We start from the raw sequence: 23,864 nt of genomic DNA, 5'->3' as shown, positions 1-23,864 counted from the left end.
AGGAGAGCGATATGTTGAAGGCCATCGAGATCAAGCCGGACGTGTTCTGGGTGGGCGGCATCGATTGGAACGAGCGCAACTTCCACGGCTACACCACCGAGCGCGGAAGCACCTACAACGCCTACCTCATCCTCGACGAGAAGATCACGCTCATCGACACCTGCAAGAAGCCCTTCACCGGCGAGCTCATCGAACGCATCGGCACCATCGTGGATCCGGCCTCCATCGACTATATTGTGTCCAACCATGTGGAGATGGATCATTCCGGAGGCCTTCCGGCTTTGGCCGAAATCGCTCCAAAAGCCACTATCGTCACCGGTGCGCCCAAGGGCATCCAGGGACTTCGCGCTCATTACGGGGACGGTCTTAACCTCGTGGGCGTGAAGACCGGCGACACCCTCGATATCGGCAAACGCACGCTCGCCTTCGTGCAGACGCCCATGGTGCACTGGCCCGACTCCATGGTCACCTACGACGAGTTAGATGGCATCCTGTTCTCCAACGACGCCTTCGGCCAACATTACGCCTCCTCGAAGCGCTTCGACGACGAGGTGGGCCTGCCCGAGGTGCTCGTCCAGGCCCAGAAGTACTACGCCAACATCGTCATGCCCTACGGTAAGAATGTGGAAGCGGCCCTGAAGGCGCTCTCCGGCCTTTCCTTCGATATGATCGCCCCGGCCCACGGCATCATCTGGCGCAGCCATGTGCCGGAGATTCTGGCGATGTATGAGAAGTGGAGCAGCGGCATTCCCGAGGAGTACGCGCTCGTGGTCTACGACTCCATGTGGCATACCACCGAGGCCATGGCCACGGAGATCACCGAGGCCTTCATCGAGATGGGCATCCCCGCGCGCCTGCTCGACCTGAAGGTGAACCACATTTCCGACATCATGGCCGAAGTGCTGAACGCGCGCTACATCGCTGTAGGCTCGCCGACGCTCAACAAGACTATGATGCCCACGGTGGCGTCGTTTCTCTGCTACATGCGGGGCTTGGCGCCGGCCGGGCGCGTGGGCATTCCCTTCGGCAGCTACGGTTGGGCGCCCATGGGCCCCAACGAGGTGTACCAGGCTCTGGAGAGCTGCAAGTTCACGCTGCCGGAAGCCCCGCTTACCCACCAATGGGTGGAAGACGAGGAGGGTCTGAATGCCCTGCATGACGCTATCGTCGACTATGTGAGCCTCTTCCACGGGAAGGCTTAAAGACCGGCACGAAAAAGGGGCTCCCGACGGGAGCCCCTTCGCTAGCTGGCAGATGCGCCCTAGTAGCGCGTGTAGATCATGCCGGAATGCACGGCGGAGATCTTCACGACGTCGCCGGTGCGCGGCGCGTGGATCATCTGGCCGTCGCCGATGTAGATACCGCAGTGGTGATCGTTGCAGCAGATGTCGCCCGGCTTGGGGTTCGAGACGCGCGTGTAGCCCATGAAGCTGGCGGCGGTGCCCAAGCGGCTGTGGCGGCCGAGCAGGCAGTAGCTCACCAGGCCGGAGCAGTCGTAGGAATCCGGCCCCACGGCGCCCCAGGAATAGGGCTTGCCCAGCTCGCCGTAGGCGCGATCGACGGCCGTGCCGCCAACGGTCTGGGGCTTCGAGTTGTTCGACGAGCCGCCGCCGGAGCTGCCGGAGCCACCGCTCGAGCTGCCGCCGGAATTTCCGCCGGAGCCAGATCCGCCACCCGAATTTCCTCCGGAGTTGCTCTGCTGCTGACGGCGCTCTTCCTCCTCGGCCTGGCGACGAGCCTCCTCTTCGGCGGCCTGGGCTGCGGCGAGTGCCGCGGCCTCGCGGGCCGCCTCTTCCTCGGCGAGCAGCTGGGCCGCTTCCTCGGACAGGGAGTTGTAGGTGTCCTGCATCTGGGAGACGAGGCTCTCGGCCTCTTTCTTGACGGCCTCGGCCTCCTCGGCCTTCTGGGCGGCGACGTTGCGCTGCTCCTCGTAGACGGCCTTCTCAGATTCCACCTCAGAGCGCAGGGTCTTGGTTTCCTCCACCATGTCGGCGTCGTTCTGGTTCATATCGTTCAGGAGGTCCCAGTTCGAGGCGAAGGCCTGGAACGTGGTGGCTCCCAGAAGAAGATCGAGGAACGTAGACGAGCCGGAACGGTACATGGAGCGGGCGCGGTTGCCGAGCTTGTCCTGCAGCTCGCTGATGCGCGAGGAAGCGGAATCGATGCGACCCTGAGCCTCGTCCATGCGGGCCTGGGCATCGTCGCGCTCGGTTTCAGCCGCATAGAGGGAGACCTCGGCGCGGTCGAGCTTCTCCTGCATGGCGTTGAGCTTCTCAAGTGCTGCGTTGGCCTCGGCCTGCTTCTCGGCGGCCGTGACGGCGTGGGCTTTGGCGGGCATGAGCGGGGGCAGGCACAGCGAGATGCCGAAAGCGGCCGCTCCGCCGACGAAGGCGCGTCTGCTGAAGGGACGTGTATGCTCACTCATATAAAAGTATCCTCCTGGTTGAGCATCTAGTGCGTTGGGGCAAACTAGTTTCGTATCATAGCACGGATGGCGCCTCTTCACGACCCCCACAGAAGGGATTCACAAGCCGACCTCAGCCCATCCGCGCGGGAATTCGCGCCGTTCGCGGCCGAAAAAAATCATGAGTGAGGGAGGGTTTCCATACCTTGGGGGAGAGGTGCGCTTTCTCATCCAACATATGGTGTCAAAGTCTCTCTATATATAGTAAGAAAAAAGCGCGGTTGCCGAGTTCCTCGTTCGAGGTTGGGGAGGAATCGTGGAGACACGCCCGGGGGCGTGTAAATGGTTGACACGCTTGTTGCCGTAGCGTATTATTCCGTTCGCTCGCTTTTCGCGGAACAACGCGAAAGACGGGTGGCAGCTTGAAAAGTACACATGAATTAAGCGCCGAAATGGGCGTGTGCCCGAGTGGTTAAAGGGGACGGGCTGTAAACCCGTTGGTTATGCCTACCTAGGTTCGAATCCTAGCGCGCCCACCATTTCTGCCTGTGTAGCTCAGTCGGTAGAGCACTTCGTTGGTAACGAAGAGGTCACCGGTTCAAGTCCGGTCGCAGGCTCCACTTGGCGGTGTAGCTCAGTTGGTCAGAGCACACGGTTCATACCCGTGGCGTCACTGGTTCAAATCCAGTCACCGCTACCATTTAGATTTACCGCGTCCTTTCTGGGCGCGTTTATTTTGTTGCAATTCGTTTCGCAATCACCCTTGAAGGAGGATGAAACATGGCTAAGGAGAAGTTCGAGCGCTCGAAGCCGCATGTTAACATCGGCACCATCGGTCACGTCGACCACGGTAAGACGACGCTGACGGCCGCCATCTCCAAGACTCTGTCCGAGAACGACGGCTCCCACGGCACGGCGCACGCTGACTTCACTGCCTTCGACATGATCGACAAGGCCCCCGAGGAGCGCGAGCGCGGCATCACCATCTCCATCGCTCACATCGAGTACGAGACCGATACCCGTCACTACGCTCACGTCGACTGCCCCGGTCACGCCGACTACGTGAAGAACATGATCACCGGTGCGGCCCAGATGGACGGCGCCATCCTGGTTATCGCTGCTACCGACGGCCCCATGGCCCAGACCCGCGAGCACATCCTGCTCGCCCGTCAGGTGGGCGTGCCCTACATCGTGGTCTTCCTGAACAAGTGCGACATGGTCGACGACGAGGAGCTCATCGAGCTCGTCGAGATGGAAGTTCGCGAGCTGCTCGACAGCTACGAGTTCCCGGGCGACGACACCCCGATCATCCGCGGCTCCGCTCTGAAGGCCCTGGAGGGCGACAAGGAGTGGCAGGAGAAGGTTTGGGAGCTCATGGAGGCTGTGGACTCCTACATCCCGACCCCCGACCGCGACGTCGACAAGCCGTTCCTGATGGCCGTCGAGGACACCATGACCATCACCGGCCGCGGCACCGTTGCCACCGGCCGTGTGGAGCGCGGCGTGCTCCATGTGAACGACCCGCTGGAGATCGTGGGTATCCGCGAGACCCAGAACACCGTTTGCACCGGCATCGAGATGTTCCGCAAGCTGCTCGATGAGGCCCAGGCCGGCGACAACATCGGCTGCCTGCTGCGCGGCATCAAGCGCGAGGAGATCGTCCGTGGCCAGGTTCTCTGCAAGCCCGGTTCCGTGACCCCGCACACCGAGTTCGAGGGCCAGGTCTATATCCTGACCAAGGAAGAGGGCGGCCGTCACACCCCGTTCTTCGATGGCTATCGTCCGCAGTTCTACTTCCGTACCACCGACATCACCGGTGTGGCGCACCTCCCCGAGGGCACCGAGATGGTTATGCCGGGCGACAACGTGACGATCAAGGGCGAGCTCATTCACCCCATCGCCATGGAAGAGGGCCTGAAGTTCGCTATCCGCGAGGGTGGCCGTACCGTGGGCTCTGGTCGCGTGACCAAGATCTTCAAGTAAGTCCTTCTTACTGAGTGATTTCGCGGGGCCTGTCTTTTGCGAGGCAGGCCCCGCCCCCCTGCGCTTCATGTGTATGATCAACCCTGCGTTTCGCTTTATAGGTAAAAGGAGAATTCATGCGTACTCTGGTCACTCTGGCCTGCACTGAGTGCAAGCGCCGCAACTACACGACCAAGAAGAACAAGCAGAACAATCCTGACCGCATCGAGCTCAAGAAGTACTGCAAGTGGTGCAACGCCCACACGGTGCACAAAGAGACCCGATAAGAGGTTAAGGAAGAAACAGGCATAGGCCAGTAGCTCCAATTGGTAGAGCGGCGGTCTCCAAAACCGCATGTTGGGGGTTCGAGTCCCTCCTGGCCTGCCAGCTTGTTTTCGTGAGCAGCCTAGAGGCTGCTTTTTTGGCGATTAGACAAGAGACTTTCCATAAGGAATTCCATGGCAAAGAAATCCAAGACACAGAAGGCCAAGGCCTCCGCTGCCCGTCAGCAGCGCAAGGCCAACCGCGAGCTGGAAGAGCAGAACCCGACTTCCGTTGCCGAGGCGACGGAAGAGAAGAAGGGCGGCCTGTTCAAGAAGGGCTCCGAGGACAAGTCTGCGTCTTCCAACGATACTGCGAAGTCCTCCAAGAAGGACGACAAGCCGAAGAAGAAGCGCTTCCAGTTCTTCCGCGACGTGAAGTCCGAGATGAAGCGCGTGACGTGGCCGACCCGCACCGATGTGCTCCGCTGGAGCGGCGTCGTGGTGGTGGCCCTGCTGTTTTTCGGCATCTTCGTGGCGTTGCTGGATAACGTGATTATCACGCCGCTGCTCGTGTTCATCTCTGGGATTGGGGCGTAATCGATGGCTAAGAAATGGTACGTGCTGCACACCTACTCGGGCTACGAGAACAAGGTGAAGTCGAATCTCGAGCAGCGCATCGAGGCCATGGGTCTCGAGAACAACGTCTTCGGCATCGAGATCCCCACGGAGATGGTCACCGAGATCAAGGAGGGCGGCCGTCGCGTGGAGAGCGAGAAGAAGGTGTTCCCGGGCTACGTGCTCGTCCGCATGGAGCTGGACGACCGCAGCTGGGCCGCCGTTCGCAACACGCCGGGCGTCACCGGTTTCGTGGGCAGCCAGGGCAACCCCCAGGCGCTGACCCGCGACGAGTACAACAAGATCATGAAGCGCACGAGCCGCGAGGCTCCGAAGAAGACCTCCACGAACCTCGAGGTCGGCCAGTCGGTGAAGGTGACCCACGGTCCTCTCGCCGAGTTCGACGGCACGATTTCCGAGGTCATGCCCGATGCAGGCAAGGTCAAGGTCATGGTCTCCATCTTCGGCCGCGAGACCCCCGTCGAGCTTTCCTTCGACCAGGTGGCCAAGATCTAATTTTGCAAGCACTTTGACTCGATCGTCGCGCCCGCGTGGACCGGGGCTTCTCGCGGCCTTCGAGTTTTGAGTGATAGAGAAGTAAACGTCGATTCATCTGAAAGGTAGTCACAGATGGCTGACAAGAAAGTCACTGGATTTGTAAAGCTGCAAATCCCCGCCGGCGCTGCCAATCCGGCCCCGCCGGTAGGCCCGGCCCTTGGCGCCCAGGGCGTCAACATCATGCAGTTCTGCCAGGCGTTCAACGCCCAGACGCAGGACCAGGCCGGGACCATTATCCCGGTCGAGATCACGGTGTACGAGGACAAGTCCTTCACCTTCGTGTGCAAGACCCCGCCCGCGGCCGTGCTCATCAAGGAGAAGCTCGGCATTAAGAGCGGCGCCGCCATTCCGCAGATTCAGGTGGCCGGCACGCTGACCGAGGATCAGCTCCGCGAGATCGCCGAGATCAAGATGCCCGACCTGAACGCCAACGACATCGAGGCGGCCATGGAGATCGTGGCCGGCACCGCCCGCTCCATGGGTGTGCGCATCGAGGGCCGCGAGATGAAGAAGAAGTACGTGCCCAGCCGCAAGGTTGCCGCCATGCTTCAGGGCAAGGCCGTCGACTAAGTTTGATTCAACAGTGGAAGGGTGAGAAGCGCCCGCCATTACCACGAAAGGAAATGCAATGACTAAGCACGGAAAGAAGTACGTTGAGGCCGAGAAGCAGATTCCGGCCGAGCCGGTGAGCCCCCTGGCCGCTATGAAGCTGCTGAAGGAGATCTCCGTGGCCAACTTCGACGAGACGGTGACCGGCGACTTCCGCCTGGGCATCGATACCCGTCAGGCCGACCAGCAGCTGCGCGGCACCGTGAGCCTGCCCAACGGCTCCGGCAAGACCGTCCGCGTGGCCGTCTTCGCCGAGGGCGCCGCTGCCCAGGCCGCCGAGGAGGCCGGTGCCGACATCGTGGGCACCGACGAGCTCATGCAGCAGATTCAGGCCGGCGAGTTCAACTTCGACGCCGCTGTGGCCACGCCCGATCAGATGGGCAAGGTCGGCCGTCTCGGCAAGATCCTCGGCCCCCGCGGCCTCATGCCCAACCCGAAGCTCGGCACCGTCACCAACGACGTGGCGAAGGCCATCAAGGAGCTCAAGGGCGGCCGCGTGGAGTACCGCGCCGACCGTTACGGCATCGCGCACGTCGTCCTCGGCAAGGTGAGCTTCACCCCCGAGCAGCTCGCCGAGAACTACGGCGCGGTCTACGACGAGATCCTGCGCATGAAGCCCGCCGCGGCCAAGGGCAAGTACGTCAAGTCCATCACCGTGTCCGGTACCATGACTCCCGGTGTTTCCGTGGACTCCTCCGTGACCCGCGCCTACACCGAGTCCGCCGAGTAAATCGACGATTCTCTATCGAAGAGCAAGGGCCCCGCTTCGGCGGGGTCCTTTTGCGTGTTAGGACATTCTGCGAGCGCCATGCAGGTTGTTCCGTAGGGGCCGACCTTGGTCGGCCCTCCCGACAGGATTGATCTTGCTTGCGGCGAGGGGAGACCGAGGTCGCCCCCTACGGGTCAGCCTGCGAATGCTTCTTTACTCCCCGAAGAAATCCGTGCTGATGCGCTCGTAGAAGGAGGCGCCGTCGGCGCGCAGGAGCGTGACGTCGAAGGGCGCGCACTGCACGTATATCTTCCGCAGGGGCGCGTCGAACGGAACGATATCGCCGTCGACGAACAAGGTCGCCTCGCGGAACTCGTCGGTGTCGTCGAAGCCTACCTCGATAACGTCGCTGGCATCGGTGACCACGGCGCGGGAACGCAGGGTGTGGGGCGCAAGCGGCACGGCGATCATACCCTTGAAGCCGGGGGAGACCAAAGGGCCGCCGGCCGAGAGCGCGTAGGCCGTCGAGCCGGTGGCCGTGGAGACGACGAGGCCGTCGCCGCGCATGCGGGCCACGTCCACCCCCGAGACGTTCAGGGTCAGCTCGATGATGCGTCCCATGGCACCGCGGGTGATGGCCGCCTCGTTCAGGGCGAAGAACTGCCGTGCGCCGGAGAGCCCCCGGCCGTTGACGCCGAAGCGGCCCGGGACGGGCGTCCAGGGGGCGCCTTCGGTCTCCCCGGGCCTGCGAACCGAAGGAGGGGTGGCGGCGCTCGGCTTCGCGTTCACGTCGGGCCTGTCCCAGGCGGCGCCTTCTCCGGCCCCGTTCGCCTCCCCGTACGGATCGTGCTCGCCTTCGCAAACCACCTCGATGGAGAGAATGCTGCGGCGCTCGGCGCGCAAGTCGCCGGCCAGGGCCTCGGCCACCAGCGGCACCACGCCATCGGTATCGGCGTTGGCGAGAAACCCCAGCCGTCCGAAGTTGATGGGCAGGATGGGAACCTGGCGGTCATGGAGCAGGTGTACGGTATGCAGCACGGTGCCGTCGCCGCCGAGCCCGACGACCAGCGCCAGCTGCCCGGGCAGCTGCGCGCGCACTTCGCGGCGTCCCGCATCGGTGCCCAGCGATGAGGAATCGACGAGCAGCGCCTCGATTCCCTGGCTCGTAAGATAGGCGGTGAGCAGCAGCGAGGCGTCAACAGCTTGCGGGTTGGAGTTATTGCGTACGACAAGTATGTGCATGGGGCTCTGCTTTCCGAGTTTGCTATGATAGATGAATTATACCGCTCATCATCGAAGAGTTCGCCCATGTCCGACAAGCTCCAACGAGCCCGTCATATACGCCCGAATCCGCCCGACCCGACGGATAGGAATGCTGCGCCTTTGGGCCGCCACGGCCGGCCGTCGGCGAGCGGCGACGGCGACGCGCCCCAGGCCCAGGGAGCCCCCCGCAACAACCCGCGGGCGAACGCTGAGGCGCGCATTCCCGCCCGCGGTCGCCATCGCGGCGCGGACAAGACGCTCCTGCGTCCTCCGACCGACCCGGGCGCCACAGGGCTCATTCCCGTCGTCGGCTCCCATGCGGGCCTCGACCGCACCATCCCCGGCGCCACCGCCGAGGGGTCCATCCGCCAGCAGGAGGTGATCGTCGCCGAGGCCGCCGAGGATGAGGTCGCGAACCGGCGCAGCGAGGGCAGCGGCGCGCTGTCGGCCGAATCGGTGGGGGCGAGCGCAGCCCTCATTTCCATCTGCGTCATTATCTCCCGCATCACCGGCTTCGCCCGCACCTGGGCCATGGCCTTCGCGTTGGGCTCAACCTTCGTCTCCAGCTCCTACCAGGTGGCGAACAATCTGCCGAACATGCTCTACGAGCTGGTCATGGGCGGCATGCTCATCACGGCGTTTCTGCCGGTGTACCTCTCGGTGAAAAAGCAGCTCGGCGACAGGCGGGGCAACGAGTACGCATCGAATCTGCTCACCATCGTCGTGGTGCTGCTCGCTATCGTCTCGGTGCTCTGCATGGTGTTCGCCGGGCAGATCATCTATACCCAGAGCTTCTACTCGAACCAGGACGAGATGGCGCTCGCGGTGTTCTTCTTCCAATTCTTCGCCATCCAGATCGTCTTCTACGGCGCCTCGTCTATCGTGTCAGGCCTTTTGAACGCGAACCGCGAGTACTTCTGGTCCTCCTTTGCGCCGGTGTTCAACAACCTCATCGTCATCGCCTCGTTCATCTTGTATGCCATCATCGCCCAAACCGACCAGAATCTGGCCTTCCTCGCCATCGCCATTGGCAATCCGCTCGGCGTCTTCGTGCAGATGGCCTTCCAGATTCCGGCCTTGAAGAAGGTGGGCATCCGTCTGCGGCCGCGTATCGATTGGCACGACCCGGCGCTGGCCGACACGCTGCGCCTCGGCGCGCCGGCGGTGTTCGTCACCGTGTGCTCGTTTGCCACGGTGTCCGCCCAGAACGCCGCCTCCTACGTGTTCGCCGACAACGGCCCTTCGGTCATCGCCTACGCGCGGCTGTGGTTCACGTTCCCGTACTCGTTCCTCGCGGTGCCCGTGACCACGACGCTGTTCACGGAGCTGTCGGACATGCAGGCCGACGGGAATACTCGCGGCGTCGTCGCCGGCATCATCGACGGCACGCGGCAAATTCTCTTTCTCATGATCCCCATGGCGCTTTACCTCGTGGTGTTCTCCACACCGCTCGTGACGCTGTACCATATCGGCGCGTTCACCGCCGATGCCATCGGGCAGATCGCGAGCTATCTGGCTGTCATGGCCGTGGCGCTGCCGTTCTACGGGGTGAACGCCTACCTGAACAAGATCTTCAGCTCCATCCGGCGCATGGGGGTCTTCTCGGTCATCAACTTTGTCGCCGTGGCGGCCCAGGTGGCGGTCACGCTGGGGGCGGCCTGGGCCTACCAGCAGGGGCTGGATGTGACGCTGGAGTCCATCGCGGCCTCGACCATCGTCTCCTATGTGATCGGCGACGTGATCGCCTTCGCGTACCTGCGGCGTCACTTCGGCCCCATGGGGCTCGGCGCGGTGACGCGCTCGTTCTTCGTGGCGCTCGCCTTGGGCGGCGCGGGGGCTGTGGTGGGCTACGGAGTGCTCGTGGCGCTTACGCTCGGCTTCGGTCCTATGGACGGCAGCGTCGCCCGCGCCTTCGCCTACGTGGTCGCCGGCGGCCTGGCGGCCCTCGCCGTGACGTTCGGCCCTGCCGTGCGCGGCAACTGGCCCGAGGCGTCCTTCATCTCTGGTGCCGTGCGGAAGGTGGCTCGAACGTTGAAACGGAAAGCGTGATTCCATGGCAGTGAAGTTGAAGTCTCCGGCTCAGATCGAGGCCATGAAGGAGGCGGGCCGCGTGTCGGCGCTGGCGCTGCGGCGTTTGGGCGAGGCGGTCGAGCCCGGTATCACCACCGCCGAGCTGGACGCCATCGCCGAGAAGGTCATCCGCGCCGAGGGCGGCATTCCCGCCTTCAAGGGCTACGGCGGCTTCCCCGGCTCCATTTGCGCCTCGGTGAACGATGCCGTCGTGCACGGCATTCCCTCGAGGAAGCTCGTCCTGCGCGAGGGGGACATCATCTCCATCGACACCGGCGCCATCGTGGACGGCTGGGTGGGCGACAACGCCTGGACGTACCCGGTGGGGAAGGTGGCGCCCGAGGTGCAGCGCCTGCTCGAGGTGGGGGAGCGCTGCATGTGGGAGGGGCTCGACAACGCGCGTCCCACCAAGCGCCTCGGCGACATCGGGCACGCGGTGCAGTCGCTGGCCGAGGCGGCCGGCTACTCGGTGGTACGCGACTACGTGGGCCACGGCATCGGACGCGAGATGCACGAGGATCCGAACGTCCCGAACTTCGGGCGTCGCCGCACGGGGCTGAAGCTTCTGCCGGGCATGGTGCTCGCTATCGAGCCTATGGTGAACATGGGTACCCGCAAGGTGAAGCAATGCTCTGACGGCTGGCTCGTGCGCACCCGCGACGGGAAGCCCTCGGTGCACTTCGAGAAAACCGTCGCCATCACCGAAGACGGCCCGGTCGTCCTCACCACCGAGGAAGGCCATCCGCGCCCCGTGTAGGCTCTACGCTCCCTTGCGTTCGTTGGCGGCTTCCACGAAGGCGGCGAAGAGGGGATGGGGTTTGCCGGGACGGCTCTTGAACTCGGGGTGGCCCTGGCTGGCGACGAAGAAGGGATGGTCGGGCAGCTCGATCATCTCCACGAGGCGCTCGTCGGGGGAGAGGCCCGAAATCACGAGGCCGCCTTCCACAAGCGCGTCGCGGTAGGCGTTGTTCACCTCGAAGCGATGGCGGTGGCGCTCGTAGACGATGGGCTCGCCGTAGGCCTGCGCCGCGCGGGTGCCGGTCACCACCTTGCAGGGGTAGGCGCCCAGGCGCATGGTGCCGCCCTTGTCTTCCACGTCCTCCTGCTCGGGCATGAGGTCGATGACGAAGGGCGTGCCCGCGGGCGCCGCGTCGGCGAACTCGGCGGAAGTGGCGCCTTCCAGGCCGCACACGTCGCGGGCAAAGGAGCAGACGGCCGCCTGAAGCCCCAGGCAGATGCCCAGAAACGGCACGTTGTTCTCGCGGGCGTAGCGGGCCGCGGCGATCTTGCCCTCGAAGGCGCGGGCGCCGAAGCCGCCCGGCACGAGGATGCCGTCCATGGCGCCGAGCACTTTCTCAGCGTTCTTGTCGGTGAGCTCCTCGCCATCTATGAGGTGCACGTTCACGTGGCGCCCTGCCGCGATGCCGGCGGCCACGAGCGCCTCGTTGATGGAGAGGTAGGCGTCGGGCAGGCTCACGTACTTGCCCACCACGGCGATGTCCAGCTCGCCGGCGCAGGCGTCCTTCGCCTTCAGGAAGGCACGCCAGGGAGCGAGCTTGATTTTGCGGGGCGCGAGTCCCATCTTCGCCAGGGCCGAGATGTCGAAACCCTGCTCGTAGAGGCTGATGGGCACCTCGTAGATGGAAGGCGCGTCGGGGCAGGCGAGCACGTCGTCAGTGTCCACGTCGCAGAACAGCGCGATTTTCTCGCGCACCCCATCGGTGATCTCATGATCGGACCGGCACACGATGAAGTCCGGCTGCACGCCTAAGGATCGCAGCTCCTTTACCGAGTGCTGGGTGGGCTTCGTCTTCACCTCGTGGGCTGCGGCGATGTACGGCACGAGCGTCACGTGGACGAACAGCACGTTGCCCGGCCCCATCTCCTTCTTGAACTGGCGCGCCGCCTCGATGAAGGGCAGGCCCTCGATGTCGCCGATGGTGCCGCCGATTTCCGAGATGACGATGTCGGCGCCGGACTGCTCGGCCGCGCGGCGGATCCGCTCCTTGATGGCCTCGGTCACGTGCGGGATGACCTGCACGGTGCCGCCGAGGAAATCGCCGCGCCGCTCGCGGGCGATGAGCGTCTGATAGATGGAGCCCTGGGTGAAGTTGCTCTCGCGCGAGAGGTTCTCGTCGATGAATCGCTCGTAGTGGCCCAGGTCCAAATCTCCCTCGTGGCCGTCTTCGGTGACGAATACCTCGCCGTGCTGAAACGGGCTCATGGTGCCCGGATCCACGTTCAGGTACGGGTCCATCTTCTGCATGGTCACCTTATAGCCGCGCGCTTTCAAAAGCTGGCCCAGCGATGCGGCGGTGATGCCCTTGCCCAGCGACGAGACGACGCCTCCGGTAACGAAGATGTGCTTGGCCATACGAGTCTCCTTATCATTGCGAGCGAATCTCTTGCCATGGGGCAGCGCGCCTGTTGCGGGCTCCGGGCATAAAAAATGCGCTCGAAGCCGCGCGCCTGCGCAACTTCCCAACGCTTATCCAGCATAGCCCTGAAATGTTTCCAACAGGAAACAGATTTTCACGGAAGCCGCCCCGCTGGGGATTTCCTGTAGGCAGGTACCGTCAAAGCTTCGGGAAACAGAGGGAAGTCTGTCGGGCGGATCGAGAATCTCGCCTCAACTATCCATATTTTAACTGGAATAACAGAACATTTGTGCTCTCATCATTCTGATGAGATATTTGACATAGACAAAATTGCAACTATAATATAGTTGCAGAAGGTGAGGGGTTATGACTCAAGTGGAAAAGCTGTACAGCCTTCTTATGACGAAGCCCCGTACCTTCCGCTTCAGAGATTTCGTCCGCGTCATGGAGTCTCTGGGCTACGAGCTGGACCAGAAGGGCGCCACGTCCGGGTCTCGCGTTCGATTCTATCGCGAGTCCGACGGGAGAATGCTGGTCATGCATTCTCCGCACCCTTCCGACGAGATGACCGGAGGCGCTATCAAGGCTGCCGTCAAGTTCCTTCATGGAGAGGAGCGCTTGTGAGCAACGTTCTTTCATATTGCGGTTACTTCGCAACGGTTGAATTCGACAGCGATACCAAGATGCTTTGCGGCACCGTGGTGGGTATGAGCGACGGGGTCTACTTCGAGGCCGATAGCGCCTCTTGCATCGAGCAGGCATTCCACGACGCCGTCGACGATTATTTGGCTTTTTGCGCAGAGAAAGGCAAGAAGCCGGAGAAGTCCTACAAGGGGACATTCAACGTGCGTATCAACCCCGATTTGCACCGTGCGGCCGCCATGGCCGCTGCGGCACGCAACGAGTCTCTCAACCAGTTCGTCGCCGACGCTATTGCGGCTGCTGTTTGAGGGTTCTTGCGGGAATGGGGCATATAGCCCTTGCTTTTCCGATAGTGCGGAAGTGAACGTGATTGGAAAAGTCTTACCTTTTTGCTGGACGTCGACGAGCTCGAAAGTCGTTGGGATTACCAAACCTGTCTACATAAAGGAGGGCCGATTGTCGTGAACTTAGAGCAATCAGACTGAAGCTCCCTTCCTTTTCGCAGAAACAAAAGCCTCTCTGATGTTCTGTCTATTGAAGTCGGCGGTGAGCCGACCCATTGGGTTGCCGCCGCTTCGACAAGCTCGGCACTGCTAGAGAAATGGCCTGCACCCCCCGAGACGAGGAAGCGGCCGCCCTCGGCGACGACAGCCGCGCTCACGGCGTTCGGCCCCTCGGCGACGAATGTGAGGGATGCGGCGCGTGTTCGCCGTCTGCTCGTAAAACGCGCTAGCCATCGACGAGAGATCGAGGCTGTAGTAGCGGGCCACCTCTGCAGTCTCCCGCTTCTGGGTTTTAGAATTGCGGAGAGAGAGTCAGGGGTGCCCCTATCTTGACAGGCCACAGGAAATCCTGTACGTTATCAACGTATAGGAGGTGCGCTATGACGGTTGCGGATTTGCGGAGGGAAACAAAGCTGAGTCAGCGTCAGTTCGCTGAGCTTTTCGGTATCCCCGTCCGGACGTTGCAGCAGTGGGAGCAGGGGAAGAGCGCTCCGCCAGCTTATGTGCTCTCCATGATGGAACGGCTTTTACCAAGGAGCAGCTGGCGTAGGGGAGAGCGGCACGCGGCTCGCCACGTCATTCCCCCTCGGACGTCTTGGCGCGTGTGCGTCGATCGGCCTTTCGACCAGTGCCATCGCGTTTATCCCACGCAGCAGCGGAAGGTGCGCGAGCTCATCGACGACATTGCGCGCGACGATGCGGTGGAGAGCATCGCGGTGTTCGGCTCAAGCGTCACCGAGTGCTGTCACCGTGGAAGCGATGTCGATGTGTACGTGGAAATGGCCAGCGACCGCAATCCCGTGACGGAGGCCCACGATTTCCCCTTCGATCTATGGACCAACTATACCGCCGACGGGGGCTTGAAGGCCGAGATAGCGAGGACGGGGGTGACGGTCTATGGGAAGCGCTTGGACGCTCTACGATAAGGCCGTGGCAAACTTGCGAACAGCTCAAATATTGTTCGACCACGACGCCGACGACGAAGAGCAGATCAACGCGATGGGCTATCACCTTCAGCAAGCCATGGAGCTGGCGTTGAAGTACTTGCTGGAGCAGAACGGCGTCGAATATCCTAAGACCCACGACATCGATCAGCTCATACGCATGGGCCGTGAGGCCGGAGCGGAGCTGTATCTTCCCGAGTATTTGGAGGATCACGCTGAAATGCTTTCCCAGTGGGGGGCCAAGTCGCGTTACGTTCTCGGTTACGCCATCGAATCCCGAAAGGTGGAACGGGCCCTGAGTGAGATCGACGACTATCTAGCCGAAGTGGCGGCACAAGAAACGGCTGCCATTGCTGCCCTTGAGGAGGAAATCCGTGAGTGAGGGCGGCCTGCAGTGTGGGCACAGGGCGATGGAGGGTTGATGGCAGAGCGCAAGCATGAAGGACGCGTGGCCGGCGCAGGGATGCTCTGGCCCGCATCGTGCTGCTTCGGGGCTCTTATAGCCGCGCTGGTTGTGGCGATCCATCGGACGGGCGCGATGGTGCTCGCGGCGGGGCTGGCTGCGTGGAAGCCGTTTGCGGGTGTGTGCTTTGCGGGCCTTCTGGTGTTCGGGGGAGGCCTCGTGCTGTTCTATGCTCGCGAAGGATTCGATCGTTCTTCGGGCTGTCGCCGGCGGCGCCAGGTGATTGGCGGCATCGGCGCTCTCGTCGCTGTTGCCGGGTGGCTGGTGCCGCTTCCGATGTTTGCTGGCGGGGCTGCCGCGGGCTTTGGCGCGTCGCTGCTGCTTCTCGCCTGGCTCGACTGGTTCGCCCGGCGCACCATGGCCGAGCGTTTCTTCTGCACGGGCTTGGCATTCGCGACGGCGGCTGTGGCCAGCGCTCTGCTGTTCTACGTGCCGACGTCGCTTGTGTCGGTCGTGGTAGCTGTCCTCGTTGCCCTGACATGGATCGGGTTGCTGCTGCCCGCTTCCGAGGGAGTCGCCGGCGCCATTGCGCAACCTGAGGGGGAGGGTCTTTCGCCGAAGGAGCGCTTGAAGTCGTTCGCGGCGGGAACGTGGCGGCCGGTTGTCGGCGCGTTCATCACGATGTTCGTCTTCGGGTTTACCTGGGATACCGATCTGATGAGCATCACCTTGAACTACGGCGCATCCCTCGCCTTCGAAAAGGTCATCGGCATGGCGCTGGGCGCCGCGCTGTTCGCCGGGCTGAGCCGTTTCGCGCGCAAGGGCGGCGACGCCCAGCGTGTGCTCTTTAACACGGTGCTGCCGCTCATGGTGCTCGTGTTCGTGATAAGGCCCTACTTCCTCGATGTGCCCACCGGCGCGCTGGTGCTCAGCGTGTTCGGGGTTTTGCGGGAAGCGGGCTTCGCGCTGTTCCTCGGCGCAGCTTGGATTGCCGTGTCGGACGCGGCGCGCGAATCGGATGTGTCGACGGGTTTCAGCGCCGGGGTTCTGCTCGCGGGTTTCGGGGCCTGCGGCCTCGCGGGGCTGGGGATCACCTATGTTCTCGGGCCGATCGTATCCTATATGGGAGCGATCTTGTTCACGTTCTACATCGTGATTATCGCCATCGTGAACGCGCCCATCGTCGATGGGGCTGTCGCCAAGGCCCCCGCGGATGCTCCGAAAGACGATTTGGAAGCGGTCATCGCCCGTCGCTGCGAGGCGCTATCGGACGCTTGGGCCCTCACGCCTCGCGAGCGCGAGGTGATGGCGCTGCTCACCCGCGGTCACAGCTATCCCTACATTGCCAAGGAACTCGTGGTGTCGGAGAACACCGTGCGCACCCACGTGCGCAACGTGTACCGGAAGGCGAAGATCGGCTCGCGCGAGGAGCTGATCGCGCTTATTCACCAAGACGCTTCCTTGTAGTTTCCCGAAAAGCCCACCTCTGGGCTTTTCTGCAATTTCACATGGATTGACGAGGGGTTTTGTCCCTAATTCACATGGTTCGTTGATTCCCTTTCTGCTGCCGAGAGGCCATGATGGCAGTGCGCTCGGCGAGAACTGAACCGCCGAACGCGGCAACAGTCATCAAAGGTTCAGGAGGGATTACCATGAAAACGAACATCAACCGCCGCAGCTTTCTGAAGGGCGCTGCCATGACCGGCGCCGCCGCCCTGGCCGCCGGCATGGCCGGCTGCGCGCCCAAGACGCAAAGCGAGTCGCTTGCGGAAACCGGCGGCAGCGAGTTCGGCACCTTCGATGCCGACGGCGTGTACACCCCGTCGTTTTTGATCGCCCCCGACCCAGTGGACGAGTCGACGCTCGTCGAGACGGTTGAGGCCGATGTGGTCGTCGTGGGCATGGGCCTGGCCGGCATCTGCGCCGCCCGCGCCGCTCTGGAGGAGGGCGCGAGTGTGATCTGCCTCGAGAAGGGCGCCGAGTACCACCTGCACTCCCACCAGATCACGGCCATCAATTCCAAAATCGCCAAAGAGCAGGGCGTGGAGTTCTCCGACGAGCAACTCGACCGCATTTTGCGCCAGGTAGTGGCCGACGGGCGCGGCCGCGGCAACTACAACCTGCTCAAGCACATGGTGTACCACTGCGGCGAGGACTTCGACTGGTACCTGGAGAAGTGCCCCAGCTACACGGTGCTCGACGCCCAGCAGACGGCAGGGGAGACCGATCTCGATTACGAAGCCATTCTGAACATCTGCACCGCAGGTTTGGCCGAGCGCGCCGGCCGCCACTTCGACGACGTGACCCCCGAGCGCGAGGAAGCCGCTCGTGCCGCCGCTCCCTACATCAACCTGTTCAACCATCCGGTGAACCCCAACTGGAACGTCGAGGACGAGCTGTACCCCATGTTCGCCTCGGTCATCGCCGTGGAGCCGGAGCACACCTACGTGGGCAAGTACTCCGCCGAGTTCGTGGAAGAGGGCGCCGATGTGCGCTATGCCGTGTGGGCGCGCCAGCTGGCCAAGGATGACGACGGCCGCGTGACCGGCGTCTACTTCGAGGACGAGGCCGGCGACATGCACAAGGCCGTGGCGAAAAACGGCGTCATTTTGGCCACGGGCAACTTCTCCAGCAACCCGGCCATGATAGACTACTATGTGCGCTCGGCCGCCGAGCTGGAGCCCACCGGCTGGCCGGAGGTGGACGCCAAGGGCAACGTGACCAATGTGGGCGACGGCATCAGCTTGGCCGCGTGGGCCGGCGCCGCTATCGACCGTTCGGAGACCATGACCTACGTGTGCGACTCCTACGGGGGCGCCATGGGCTGCAACCCCTTCCTGCTCGTCGACGGTTTGGGCAACCGCTTCATGAACGAGGACGTGGTCGGCGAGGTGTTCGGCGCGAAGTCGATGCGCGTGGCCGGCAAGGTCATGTGGCAGATCTTCGACGACGACTTCCCGGAGCAGGTGTCGCATATGCCCGTCGGCCACCGCTGCTACTGGCGCATCACCGATAACTACGACGACATCCCCATGGGGCATCTGTTCGATCCCATCGGCACCATGACCCGCGCCGAGGTGGAGAAGATGAGCCAGTTCAAGGCTGACTCGCTGGAGGAGCTGGCCGAGCAGATGGGCGTGCCGGCCGACGCCTTCGCCGCCACTATCGAGCGCTACAACGAGCTGTACGACAAGGGCGTCGACGAGGACTTCGGCAAGCGCGCCGACCGCATGGCCCCGGTGCGCAAGGCCCCCTTCTATGCCACGGCCATCACGCCGCCGAAGTTCCGCAACACCGTGGGCGGTGTGATGAGCGACGAGCACGTGCATGCGTTGGACGCCGACAACATGCCCGTTCCCGGGCTGTACCTGGCCGGCTCCATGGTGGGCAACCGTTTCCATGGCTGCTACCCCAACACCAACATGGGACAGAATCACGCCGGGTGCATCGTCTACGGCCGTTTGGCCGGCCAGAACGCCGCCAAGGGGCTGTAGCGCTTCGTACTTTCCCTTGCTCCCTCCCTTTCGGGCCCGCGACGCTTTCCCTCCCCGGCGTCGCGGGCCTTTTGTGCGTTGAAGCTCATCGAGAGCTCTCCCATTTGCCCATTTTGCAAAGTAGATGCCAGTTGGAGGCAGAAATGGTAAGGAAGGGCTGCCAGTTGAGGGCCGAAATGGCTGAAAATGCCACTTCGGCCCAGAAATGGCTAGAAAGGGAATGCCATTTCAGGGTCGAACTGGCATTTTCTCTTGAAAACTTGAAAAAGGGAGAACAGGTCGGAGACTTCGGGGCGGCTGGGCTATAATTTGGGAGTTTGCTAGCGAGCCGCGAACCGTCCGCCCCTTAAGGCCACGGCGGCGCGGAGACGCAGAGAGCCCGAAGGCAACGGATGCGAAGGAGTGCCGCCCATGCGCGAAGGATTCGACAACGACAAGTACATCGAGCTGCAGGCCGAGCGTATCCGCGAGCGGGTCGAGCAGTTTGGCGGCAAGCTCTATCTCGAGTTCGGCGGTAAGCTCTTCGACGACTACCATGCCTCGCGCGTGCTGCCCGGCTTCAAGCCGGACACGAAGATCTCCATGCTGCAATCGATGAAGGACGACGTGGAGATCGTCATCGCCATCAACGCCAACGACATCGAGCGCTCGAAGGTGCGCGGCGACCTCGGCATCACCTACGATGAGGACGTGCTGCGCCTCATGGACATCTTCCGCTCCATGGGCTTCAAAGTGGGAAGCGTGGTCATCACCCGCTACGCCAACCAGCCCGACGCCGACCTGTTCCGCAAGCGGCTCACGGCCATGGGCATCGTAAGCTACCTGCATTACCCGATTCCGGGCTATCCCAACGACATCGACTACATCGTCTCCGACGAGGGCTTCGGCAAAAACGAGTACATCGAAACCGAGCGCCCCATCGTCGTGGTGACCGCCCCGGGCCCCGGCTCGGGCAAGATGGCCACCTGCCTCTCCCAGCTCTATCATGAGCACAAGCGTGGCATCACCGCCGGCTACGCCAAGTACGAGACCTTCCCCATTTGGAATCTGCCGCTGTCCCATCCGGTGAACATCGCCTATGAGGCGGCCACGGCCGATTTGGACGACGACAACATCATCGATCCGTTCCATTTGGAGGCCTACGGCGAGACCACGGTGAACTACAACCGCGACGTGGAGATCTTCCCTGTGCTGCGCGCCACCATGGAGCGCATCTCCGGCGAGTGCCCCTACCAGTCGCCCACGGACATGGGCGTGAACATGGCGGGGCTGGCCATTTCCGACGACGAGGCGTGCCGCGAGGCGGGCAACAACGAGATCGTGCGCCGTTACTTCCAGACCGCCGAGGAGATCAAGCGCACGGGCGTGGGCGAGGAGGCCCTGAAGAAGATCGAGCTGCTCATGAACCAGGCGAACATCACCCAGAATCTCTCGCCGGCCCGCTCGGCGGCACTCCTGAAGGAGGAAATGACGGGCGGCCCCGCCGGTGCCATGGTGCTGCCGGACGGGCGCGTGGTGACGGGCAAGACGGGCAACCTGCTCGGTGCGGCCTCGGCGCTGCTCATGAACGCGCTCAAGGGCGTCTCGGGGGTCGACGACGAGCTCTATGTCATCTCCGACGACGTGCTGGAGCCCATCTGCCACCTGAAGACCGAGCACCTGAAGAGCCACAACCCGCGCCTGCACTCCGACGAGACGCTGTTGGCGCTGTCCATCTCCTCGGTGCACAACCCGCTGGCCGCCGAGCTCATCGACAACGCCGACAAGCTGCGCGGTTGCGACGCCTACTTCTCGGTCATCATCTCCGCGGCCGACGAGAAGCTGTACAAGACACTCGGCATCAACGTGTGCTGCGAGCCGAAGTACGAGCAGCACCGCTTCTACCACAAGTAAGCCATGGATCAGTTTTTCGCCGGGGGAGGCGCCCTGCAGGTGCCCTTCGGGGCCGACTTCTTCAGCGTCGCCGTGGGCGTTCTCACCGGGGCCATCTTCGCCTGCGACCGCAAGCTGGACATCGTGGGCACCATTGTGTTGGGCCTCGTGACAGCCTACGGCGGCGGCATCATCCGCGATCTGCTGCTGCAGGATCACGGGGTCTACTTCATGGAATATCCCGAGGTCATCCTCATATGCATCTGCCTGGCGGTGTTCGTGTTCTACTTCCGGGGGCTGTTTCGCCACACGGGCCAGGTGCTGTTCTTCGCCGACGCGCTCTCGGTGGCCCTGTTCGCACTGGCCGGGGCCAACAAGGCCTTCGCTTGCGGGGAGGGCTTCGTGATGGTGGTCATTTTGGGCGCGCTTACCAGCGTGGGCGGCGGCGCTCTGCGCGATATCTCGGTGGGGGAGACGCCGGGCGTGTTCCAGCGCTCGAACTTCTACGCGGTGGCCGGATTCGGCGGCGCGTTCGTGTTCGCGGCCATGGCTTTCGCGAAGGCGCCGCTCGTGCTGGCGGCCGCGGCCTGCGTGTTCACCGTGGTGTTTCTGCGCTACCTGTCGGTGTACTACGATTGGAAGACCTCCGACGAGGCCGACCTCACGCCGAAGGTGGCCCGTGGCGCGCGAACGGCCAAGCACTTCTGCGCCGAGCTGTTTCGCCGCGCCACCCTGCATCGCAAGAAGGAGCCCGCCACCCGCGCCTCGTGGTTTCGCCATCGAAAGGATTAGCTTATGCAACCCCGCATTCTCATCGTGTACACCGGGGGCACCATCGGCATGACCGAGGATCTCTCCACCGGCGCGCTCGTGCCCTTCAGCTTCGATCATCTGATGAAGAACGTGCCGAAGATCGGGCGTCTCGGCTTTAACCTCGATCACGTGGAGATGGATCCGCCCATCGATTCCTCGAACATGAACCCGGCCTGCTGGGCCCGGATAGCGTCCGTGATCGCCGACCGCTACGAGGACTTCGACGGTTTCGTCGTGCTGCATGGCACCGATACCATGGCCTACACCGCCTCGGCGCTCTCGTTCATGCTGTCCGGTCTGGCCAAACCGGTGGTGCTCACGGGAAGCCAGCTGCCCATCGGCGAGATCCGCGAGGACGGTACTGAGAACCTCATCACGGCGCTGCAGATCGCTGCGGCCCGTACCGATGCCGGCGAGCCCATGGTGCAGGAGGTGGCCATCTCGTTCGGGCGCCATCTGTGGCGCGGCAACCGCGCGACGAAGGTCAGCTCCACAAATTTCGGCGCCTTCCAATCGTTCAATTACCCGCCCTTGGCCGACATGGACCTGCACATCGTTTTCCGCGAGCGCCTGCTCGCTCGGCCCGCTACGGGAGGGACGCTGGCGGCGGCGCTCGCCATGGACGATGCGGTGTCGGTGGTGTTTCTGTATCCCGGTATCACCGAGGCGGTGCTGCGGCCCCAGCTGGAATCGAAGGCCGTGAAGGCCCTCGTGCTGCGCACGTTCGGCGCCGGCAACGCGCCCACCGAGTCATGGTTCACCGAGCTTATGGCCGATACGGTGCGCGCGGGAAAGGTGGTCGTGAACGTGACCCAGTGCCCTGCGGGCGGTGTGGAGGAGAAGCGCTACGCCACCGGTGACGCTCTGGCGCGCTCCGGCGTCGTGTCCGGTTACGACATGACCTGCGAGGCGGCCCTCACCAAGCTCATGTACTTGTTCGGCCAGGGCCTCACGGCGACCGAGGTGGCCGCCGCCATGGTTAAGCCCCTCGCCGGGGAGATGACGGTCTAGATATTCATTTTGTCGCGGGGATGGGCGTGGGCGTACTCCTCGTGGAGGTGGGTGCGGTCGAGGTGCGTGTACACCTGCAGGGTGGACATGTCGGCGTGGCCCAAGATCTCCTGCAGCACGCGCAGATCGGCGCCGCCCTTCAGCATGTGGGTGGCAAACGAGTGGCGCAAGGTGTGGGGGTGCAGATCGTAGCGGCCGATGACGCGGCCGGCCTTGCGCGCCAGGTTGAAGACGCTCTGGCGCCCGAGGCGGCCGCCCCGCTGGTTCAGGAACACCGCAGCTGTGGCATCGGCGGTTGGGTTGGCGGCCGCGCGCGCGAGGGCCGGGCGCCCTTCGGCTAAATACCGGCGCAGCGCGCGCTCGGCCGCGCCGGCAATGGGCACGATGCGCTCCTTGGATCCCTTGCCGAACACGCGCAGGAAGCCGTCGTCGAAGTTGACGGCCTCCATATCGAGCCCCACGGCCTCGCTGGCGCGCAGCCCGCAACCGTAGAGCACTTCCAAAAGCGCCCGGTCGCGCAAGTCGCTCGGGCGCTCGCCCACGAAGGCGTCCAGCATCTCGCCCACTTCCTCGATGGAAAGCACGTCCGGCAGCCGGTCGGCGGCCTTGGGAATGTCCACGGCGTCGGCCGGGTTCGCATCGGTGAGCCCCTCGCGCACAAGGAACCGGTGGTAGCCGCGCACGGCGGAGATGCGCCGGCGCACGGTGGTGACGGCGAGGTTCTGCTCCATGAGGCTGCGTTCGAAGGCGGCCACCTTCTCGCGGTCGATGTCGCCGAAGCCCTCCACGCCCTCGCCGTCGAGGAAGGCGAGGTAGTCCTCCAGATCGCGTCGGTAGGCCTCGGCCGTGCGCGGCGATGCCCCGCGCTCGATGCGCAGATGGGACAAGTACTCGTCCAGGGCGTTCTCTAATTCGAACACGGGGCTCCTTCTTTCGGGAGATCTTCCGACTTTTCGCTGCGTCTCCGATCGGGACGGTGCAGGACTCGGCGCAGGATGCGCGGGCCTCATTGTAGCCGCTCGGCGGCCGTCTTGGCGCACCTCTTCAAATCTCGTTCACAGGTGGCACGTGCGCGGTCGCGCGCCCCACCGCGCCCCACCATCCGCATGAGTCGGGCATATCTAGTGGCCATTGTGCGCAATACCTCAATACGAATACAAGATATGGGAAATGCTCGCATTTTCCTTCGGTTACCCTTCCATATCTTGAGGATGACAAGTGGGGCGAAAATAGGGCAAAAGTGGGAGAAAATGTTGCGAAGTGGGGCATTGTGGGGTAATATGCGTGCTGTGGAAAACGACCGAGCGGGATTTCGAAACGCACTCCAAACGAAATCAAATCCCCCTCAAAA

At 63.2% G+C, this 23,864-nt stretch carries 22 protein-coding genes and 4 tRNA genes; 22 read left to right on the top strand and 4 right to left on the bottom strand.

Annotation, left to right across the window (positions count from 1 at the left end; all coding sequences use genetic code 11):
* Positions 1-11 precede the first annotated feature (11 nt).
* Entirely contained in the window at positions 12-1,202 is a 1,191-nt protein-coding gene (locus ACW4QM_RS04610; RefSeq protein ID WP_455798222.1) for an FprA family A-type flavoprotein, read from the top strand.
* Between the two features lie 59 nt (positions 1,203-1,261).
* On the opposite strand, the gene ACW4QM_RS04605 is transcribed toward ACW4QM_RS04610, so the two are convergent.
* Entirely contained in the window at positions 1,262-2,425 is a 1,164-nt protein-coding gene (locus ACW4QM_RS04605) for a coiled-coil domain-containing protein (RefSeq protein ID WP_022740307.1), read from the bottom strand.
* A gap of 433 nt (positions 2,426-2,858) precedes the next feature.
* On the opposite strand from ACW4QM_RS04605, the gene ACW4QM_RS04600 reads away from it, so the two are divergent.
* The 10 genes from ACW4QM_RS04600 to rplA all read left to right on the top strand — a co-directional run bounded on the left by ACW4QM_RS04600 (position 2,859) and on the right by rplA (position 7,141).
* A tRNA-Tyr gene (locus ACW4QM_RS04600) sits at positions 2,859-2,943 on the top strand.
* A gap of 5 nt (positions 2,944-2,948) precedes the next feature.
* Positions 2,949-3,024, top strand: a tRNA-Thr gene (locus ACW4QM_RS04595).
* Positions 3,025-3,027: 3 nt separating this feature from the next.
* Positions 3,028-3,104 (top strand) — tRNA-Met (locus ACW4QM_RS04590).
* A gap of 80 nt (positions 3,105-3,184) precedes the next feature.
* Positions 3,185-4,387, top strand: a complete 1,203-nt coding sequence (tuf, locus tag ACW4QM_RS04585) for an elongation factor Tu (protein ID WP_022740306.1) — start codon at positions 3,185-3,187, stop codon at positions 4,385-4,387.
* Positions 4,388-4,503: 116 nt separating this feature from the next.
* Positions 4,504-4,653, top strand: a complete 150-nt coding sequence (rpmG, locus tag ACW4QM_RS04580) for a 50S ribosomal protein L33 (RefSeq protein WP_022740305.1) — start codon at positions 4,504-4,506, stop codon at positions 4,651-4,653.
* Between the two features lie 23 nt (positions 4,654-4,676).
* Positions 4,677-4,753 (top strand) — tRNA-Trp (locus ACW4QM_RS04575).
* A 71-nt stretch (positions 4,754-4,824) separates the two neighbouring features.
* Positions 4,825-5,226 carry a preprotein translocase subunit SecE gene (secE, locus tag ACW4QM_RS04570; protein WP_022740304.1) on the top strand — a complete coding sequence of 134 codons (402 nt, stop codon included), beginning with the start codon at positions 4,825-4,827 and terminating at the stop codon, positions 5,224-5,226.
* Between the two features lie 3 nt (positions 5,227-5,229).
* Entirely contained in the window at positions 5,230-5,760 is a 531-nt protein-coding gene (gene nusG, locus ACW4QM_RS04565) for a transcription termination/antitermination protein NusG (protein WP_041714608.1), read from the top strand.
* 114 nt (positions 5,761-5,874) lie between these two features.
* Complete coding sequence (gene rplK, locus ACW4QM_RS04560; RefSeq protein WP_022740302.1) at positions 5,875-6,372, top strand: 50S ribosomal protein L11; 498 nt, start codon at positions 5,875-5,877, stop codon at positions 6,370-6,372.
* Between the two features lie 58 nt (positions 6,373-6,430).
* The gene (gene rplA, locus ACW4QM_RS04555; protein WP_022740301.1) at positions 6,431-7,141 is read left to right on the top strand and encodes a 50S ribosomal protein L1; all 711 of its coding nucleotides are present in this window, start codon (positions 6,431-6,433) and stop codon (positions 7,139-7,141) included.
* A gap of 192 nt (positions 7,142-7,333) precedes the next feature.
* On the opposite strand, the gene ACW4QM_RS04550 is transcribed toward rplA, so the two are convergent.
* Entirely contained in the window at positions 7,334-8,362 is a 1,029-nt protein-coding gene (locus tag ACW4QM_RS04550; protein ID WP_455798221.1) for an NAD(+)/NADH kinase, read from the bottom strand.
* Positions 8,363-8,428: 66 nt separating this feature from the next.
* Between ACW4QM_RS04550 and murJ the strand changes: the two genes are divergently transcribed.
* Positions 8,429-10,432, top strand: coding sequence for a murein biosynthesis integral membrane protein MurJ (gene murJ / locus ACW4QM_RS04545; protein WP_418914615.1), 2,004 nt, complete (start codon positions 8,429-8,431; stop codon positions 10,430-10,432).
* A gap of 4 nt (positions 10,433-10,436) precedes the next feature.
* Complete coding sequence (map, locus tag ACW4QM_RS04540; RefSeq protein ID WP_302404053.1) at positions 10,437-11,210, top strand: type I methionyl aminopeptidase; 774 nt, start codon at positions 10,437-10,439, stop codon at positions 11,208-11,210.
* Between the two features lie 3 nt (positions 11,211-11,213).
* Here map and ACW4QM_RS04535 read toward each other — a convergent pair whose 3' ends face one another.
* On the bottom strand, positions 11,214-12,827 hold the full coding sequence (locus ACW4QM_RS04535; protein ID WP_302404054.1) for a CTP synthase: 1,614 nt from the start codon (positions 12,825-12,827) through the stop codon (positions 11,214-11,216).
* A gap of 370 nt (positions 12,828-13,197) precedes the next feature.
* Here ACW4QM_RS04535 and ACW4QM_RS04530 point away from each other — a divergent pair, with 370 nt between their 5' ends.
* From ACW4QM_RS04530 to ACW4QM_RS04490, 9 genes are all read left to right on the top strand, one after another.
* Positions 13,198-13,455, top strand: a complete 258-nt coding sequence (locus ACW4QM_RS04530) for a type II toxin-antitoxin system HicA family toxin (RefSeq protein WP_302383954.1) — start codon at positions 13,198-13,200, stop codon at positions 13,453-13,455.
* A complete protein-coding gene (locus ACW4QM_RS04525; protein WP_302383952.1) occupies positions 13,452-13,781 on the top strand; it encodes a type II toxin-antitoxin system HicB family antitoxin in 330 nt (109 codons plus the stop codon). The genes ACW4QM_RS04530 and ACW4QM_RS04525 overlap by 4 nt, the downstream gene beginning before the upstream one ends.
* Positions 13,782-14,356: 575 nt before the next feature.
* Positions 14,357-14,902, top strand: a complete 546-nt coding sequence (locus ACW4QM_RS04520; protein WP_418914599.1) for a helix-turn-helix domain-containing protein — start codon at positions 14,357-14,359, stop codon at positions 14,900-14,902.
* Positions 14,874-15,302, top strand: coding sequence for a HEPN domain-containing protein (locus ACW4QM_RS04515; protein WP_418694230.1), 429 nt, complete (start codon positions 14,874-14,876; stop codon positions 15,300-15,302). Before ACW4QM_RS04520 ends, ACW4QM_RS04515 begins: the two co-directional genes overlap by 29 nt.
* A 39-nt stretch (positions 15,303-15,341) precedes the next feature.
* Positions 15,342-16,790 (top strand): helix-turn-helix transcriptional regulator, encoded by a 1,449-nt coding sequence (locus tag ACW4QM_RS04510; RefSeq protein ID WP_417000074.1) that lies wholly within the window; start codon positions 15,342-15,344, stop codon positions 16,788-16,790.
* Positions 16,791-16,975: 185 nt separating this feature from the next.
* On the top strand, positions 16,976-18,817 hold the full coding sequence (locus ACW4QM_RS04505; protein ID WP_302383943.1) for an FAD-dependent oxidoreductase: 1,842 nt from the start codon (positions 16,976-16,978) through the stop codon (positions 18,815-18,817).
* Positions 18,818-19,228: 411 nt separating this feature from the next.
* Positions 19,229-20,710: a DUF1846 domain-containing protein gene (locus ACW4QM_RS04500; protein ID WP_418694229.1), complete on the top strand. Its 1,482-nt coding sequence runs from the start codon at positions 19,229-19,231 to the stop codon at positions 20,708-20,710.
* A 3-nt stretch (positions 20,711-20,713) separates the two neighbouring features.
* On the top strand, positions 20,714-21,481 hold the full coding sequence (locus ACW4QM_RS04495) for a trimeric intracellular cation channel family protein (RefSeq protein WP_114539925.1): 768 nt from the start codon (positions 20,714-20,716) through the stop codon (positions 21,479-21,481).
* Between the two features lie 3 nt (positions 21,482-21,484).
* Entirely contained in the window at positions 21,485-22,513 is a 1,029-nt protein-coding gene (locus ACW4QM_RS04490; protein ID WP_114539924.1) for an asparaginase, read from the top strand.
* Here ACW4QM_RS04490 and ACW4QM_RS04485 read toward each other — a convergent pair.
* Positions 22,510-23,433 (bottom strand): site-specific tyrosine recombinase, encoded by a 924-nt coding sequence (locus ACW4QM_RS04485; protein WP_231699595.1) that lies wholly within the window; start codon positions 23,431-23,433, stop codon positions 22,510-22,512. The genes ACW4QM_RS04490 and ACW4QM_RS04485 overlap by 4 nt on opposite strands.
* Positions 23,434-23,864: the final 431 nt, after the last annotated feature.

The organism is Adlercreutzia sp. CNCM I-6207 (genome assembly GCF_977072305.1).
This window is presented reverse-complemented; position numbering and strand designations above follow the sequence as displayed.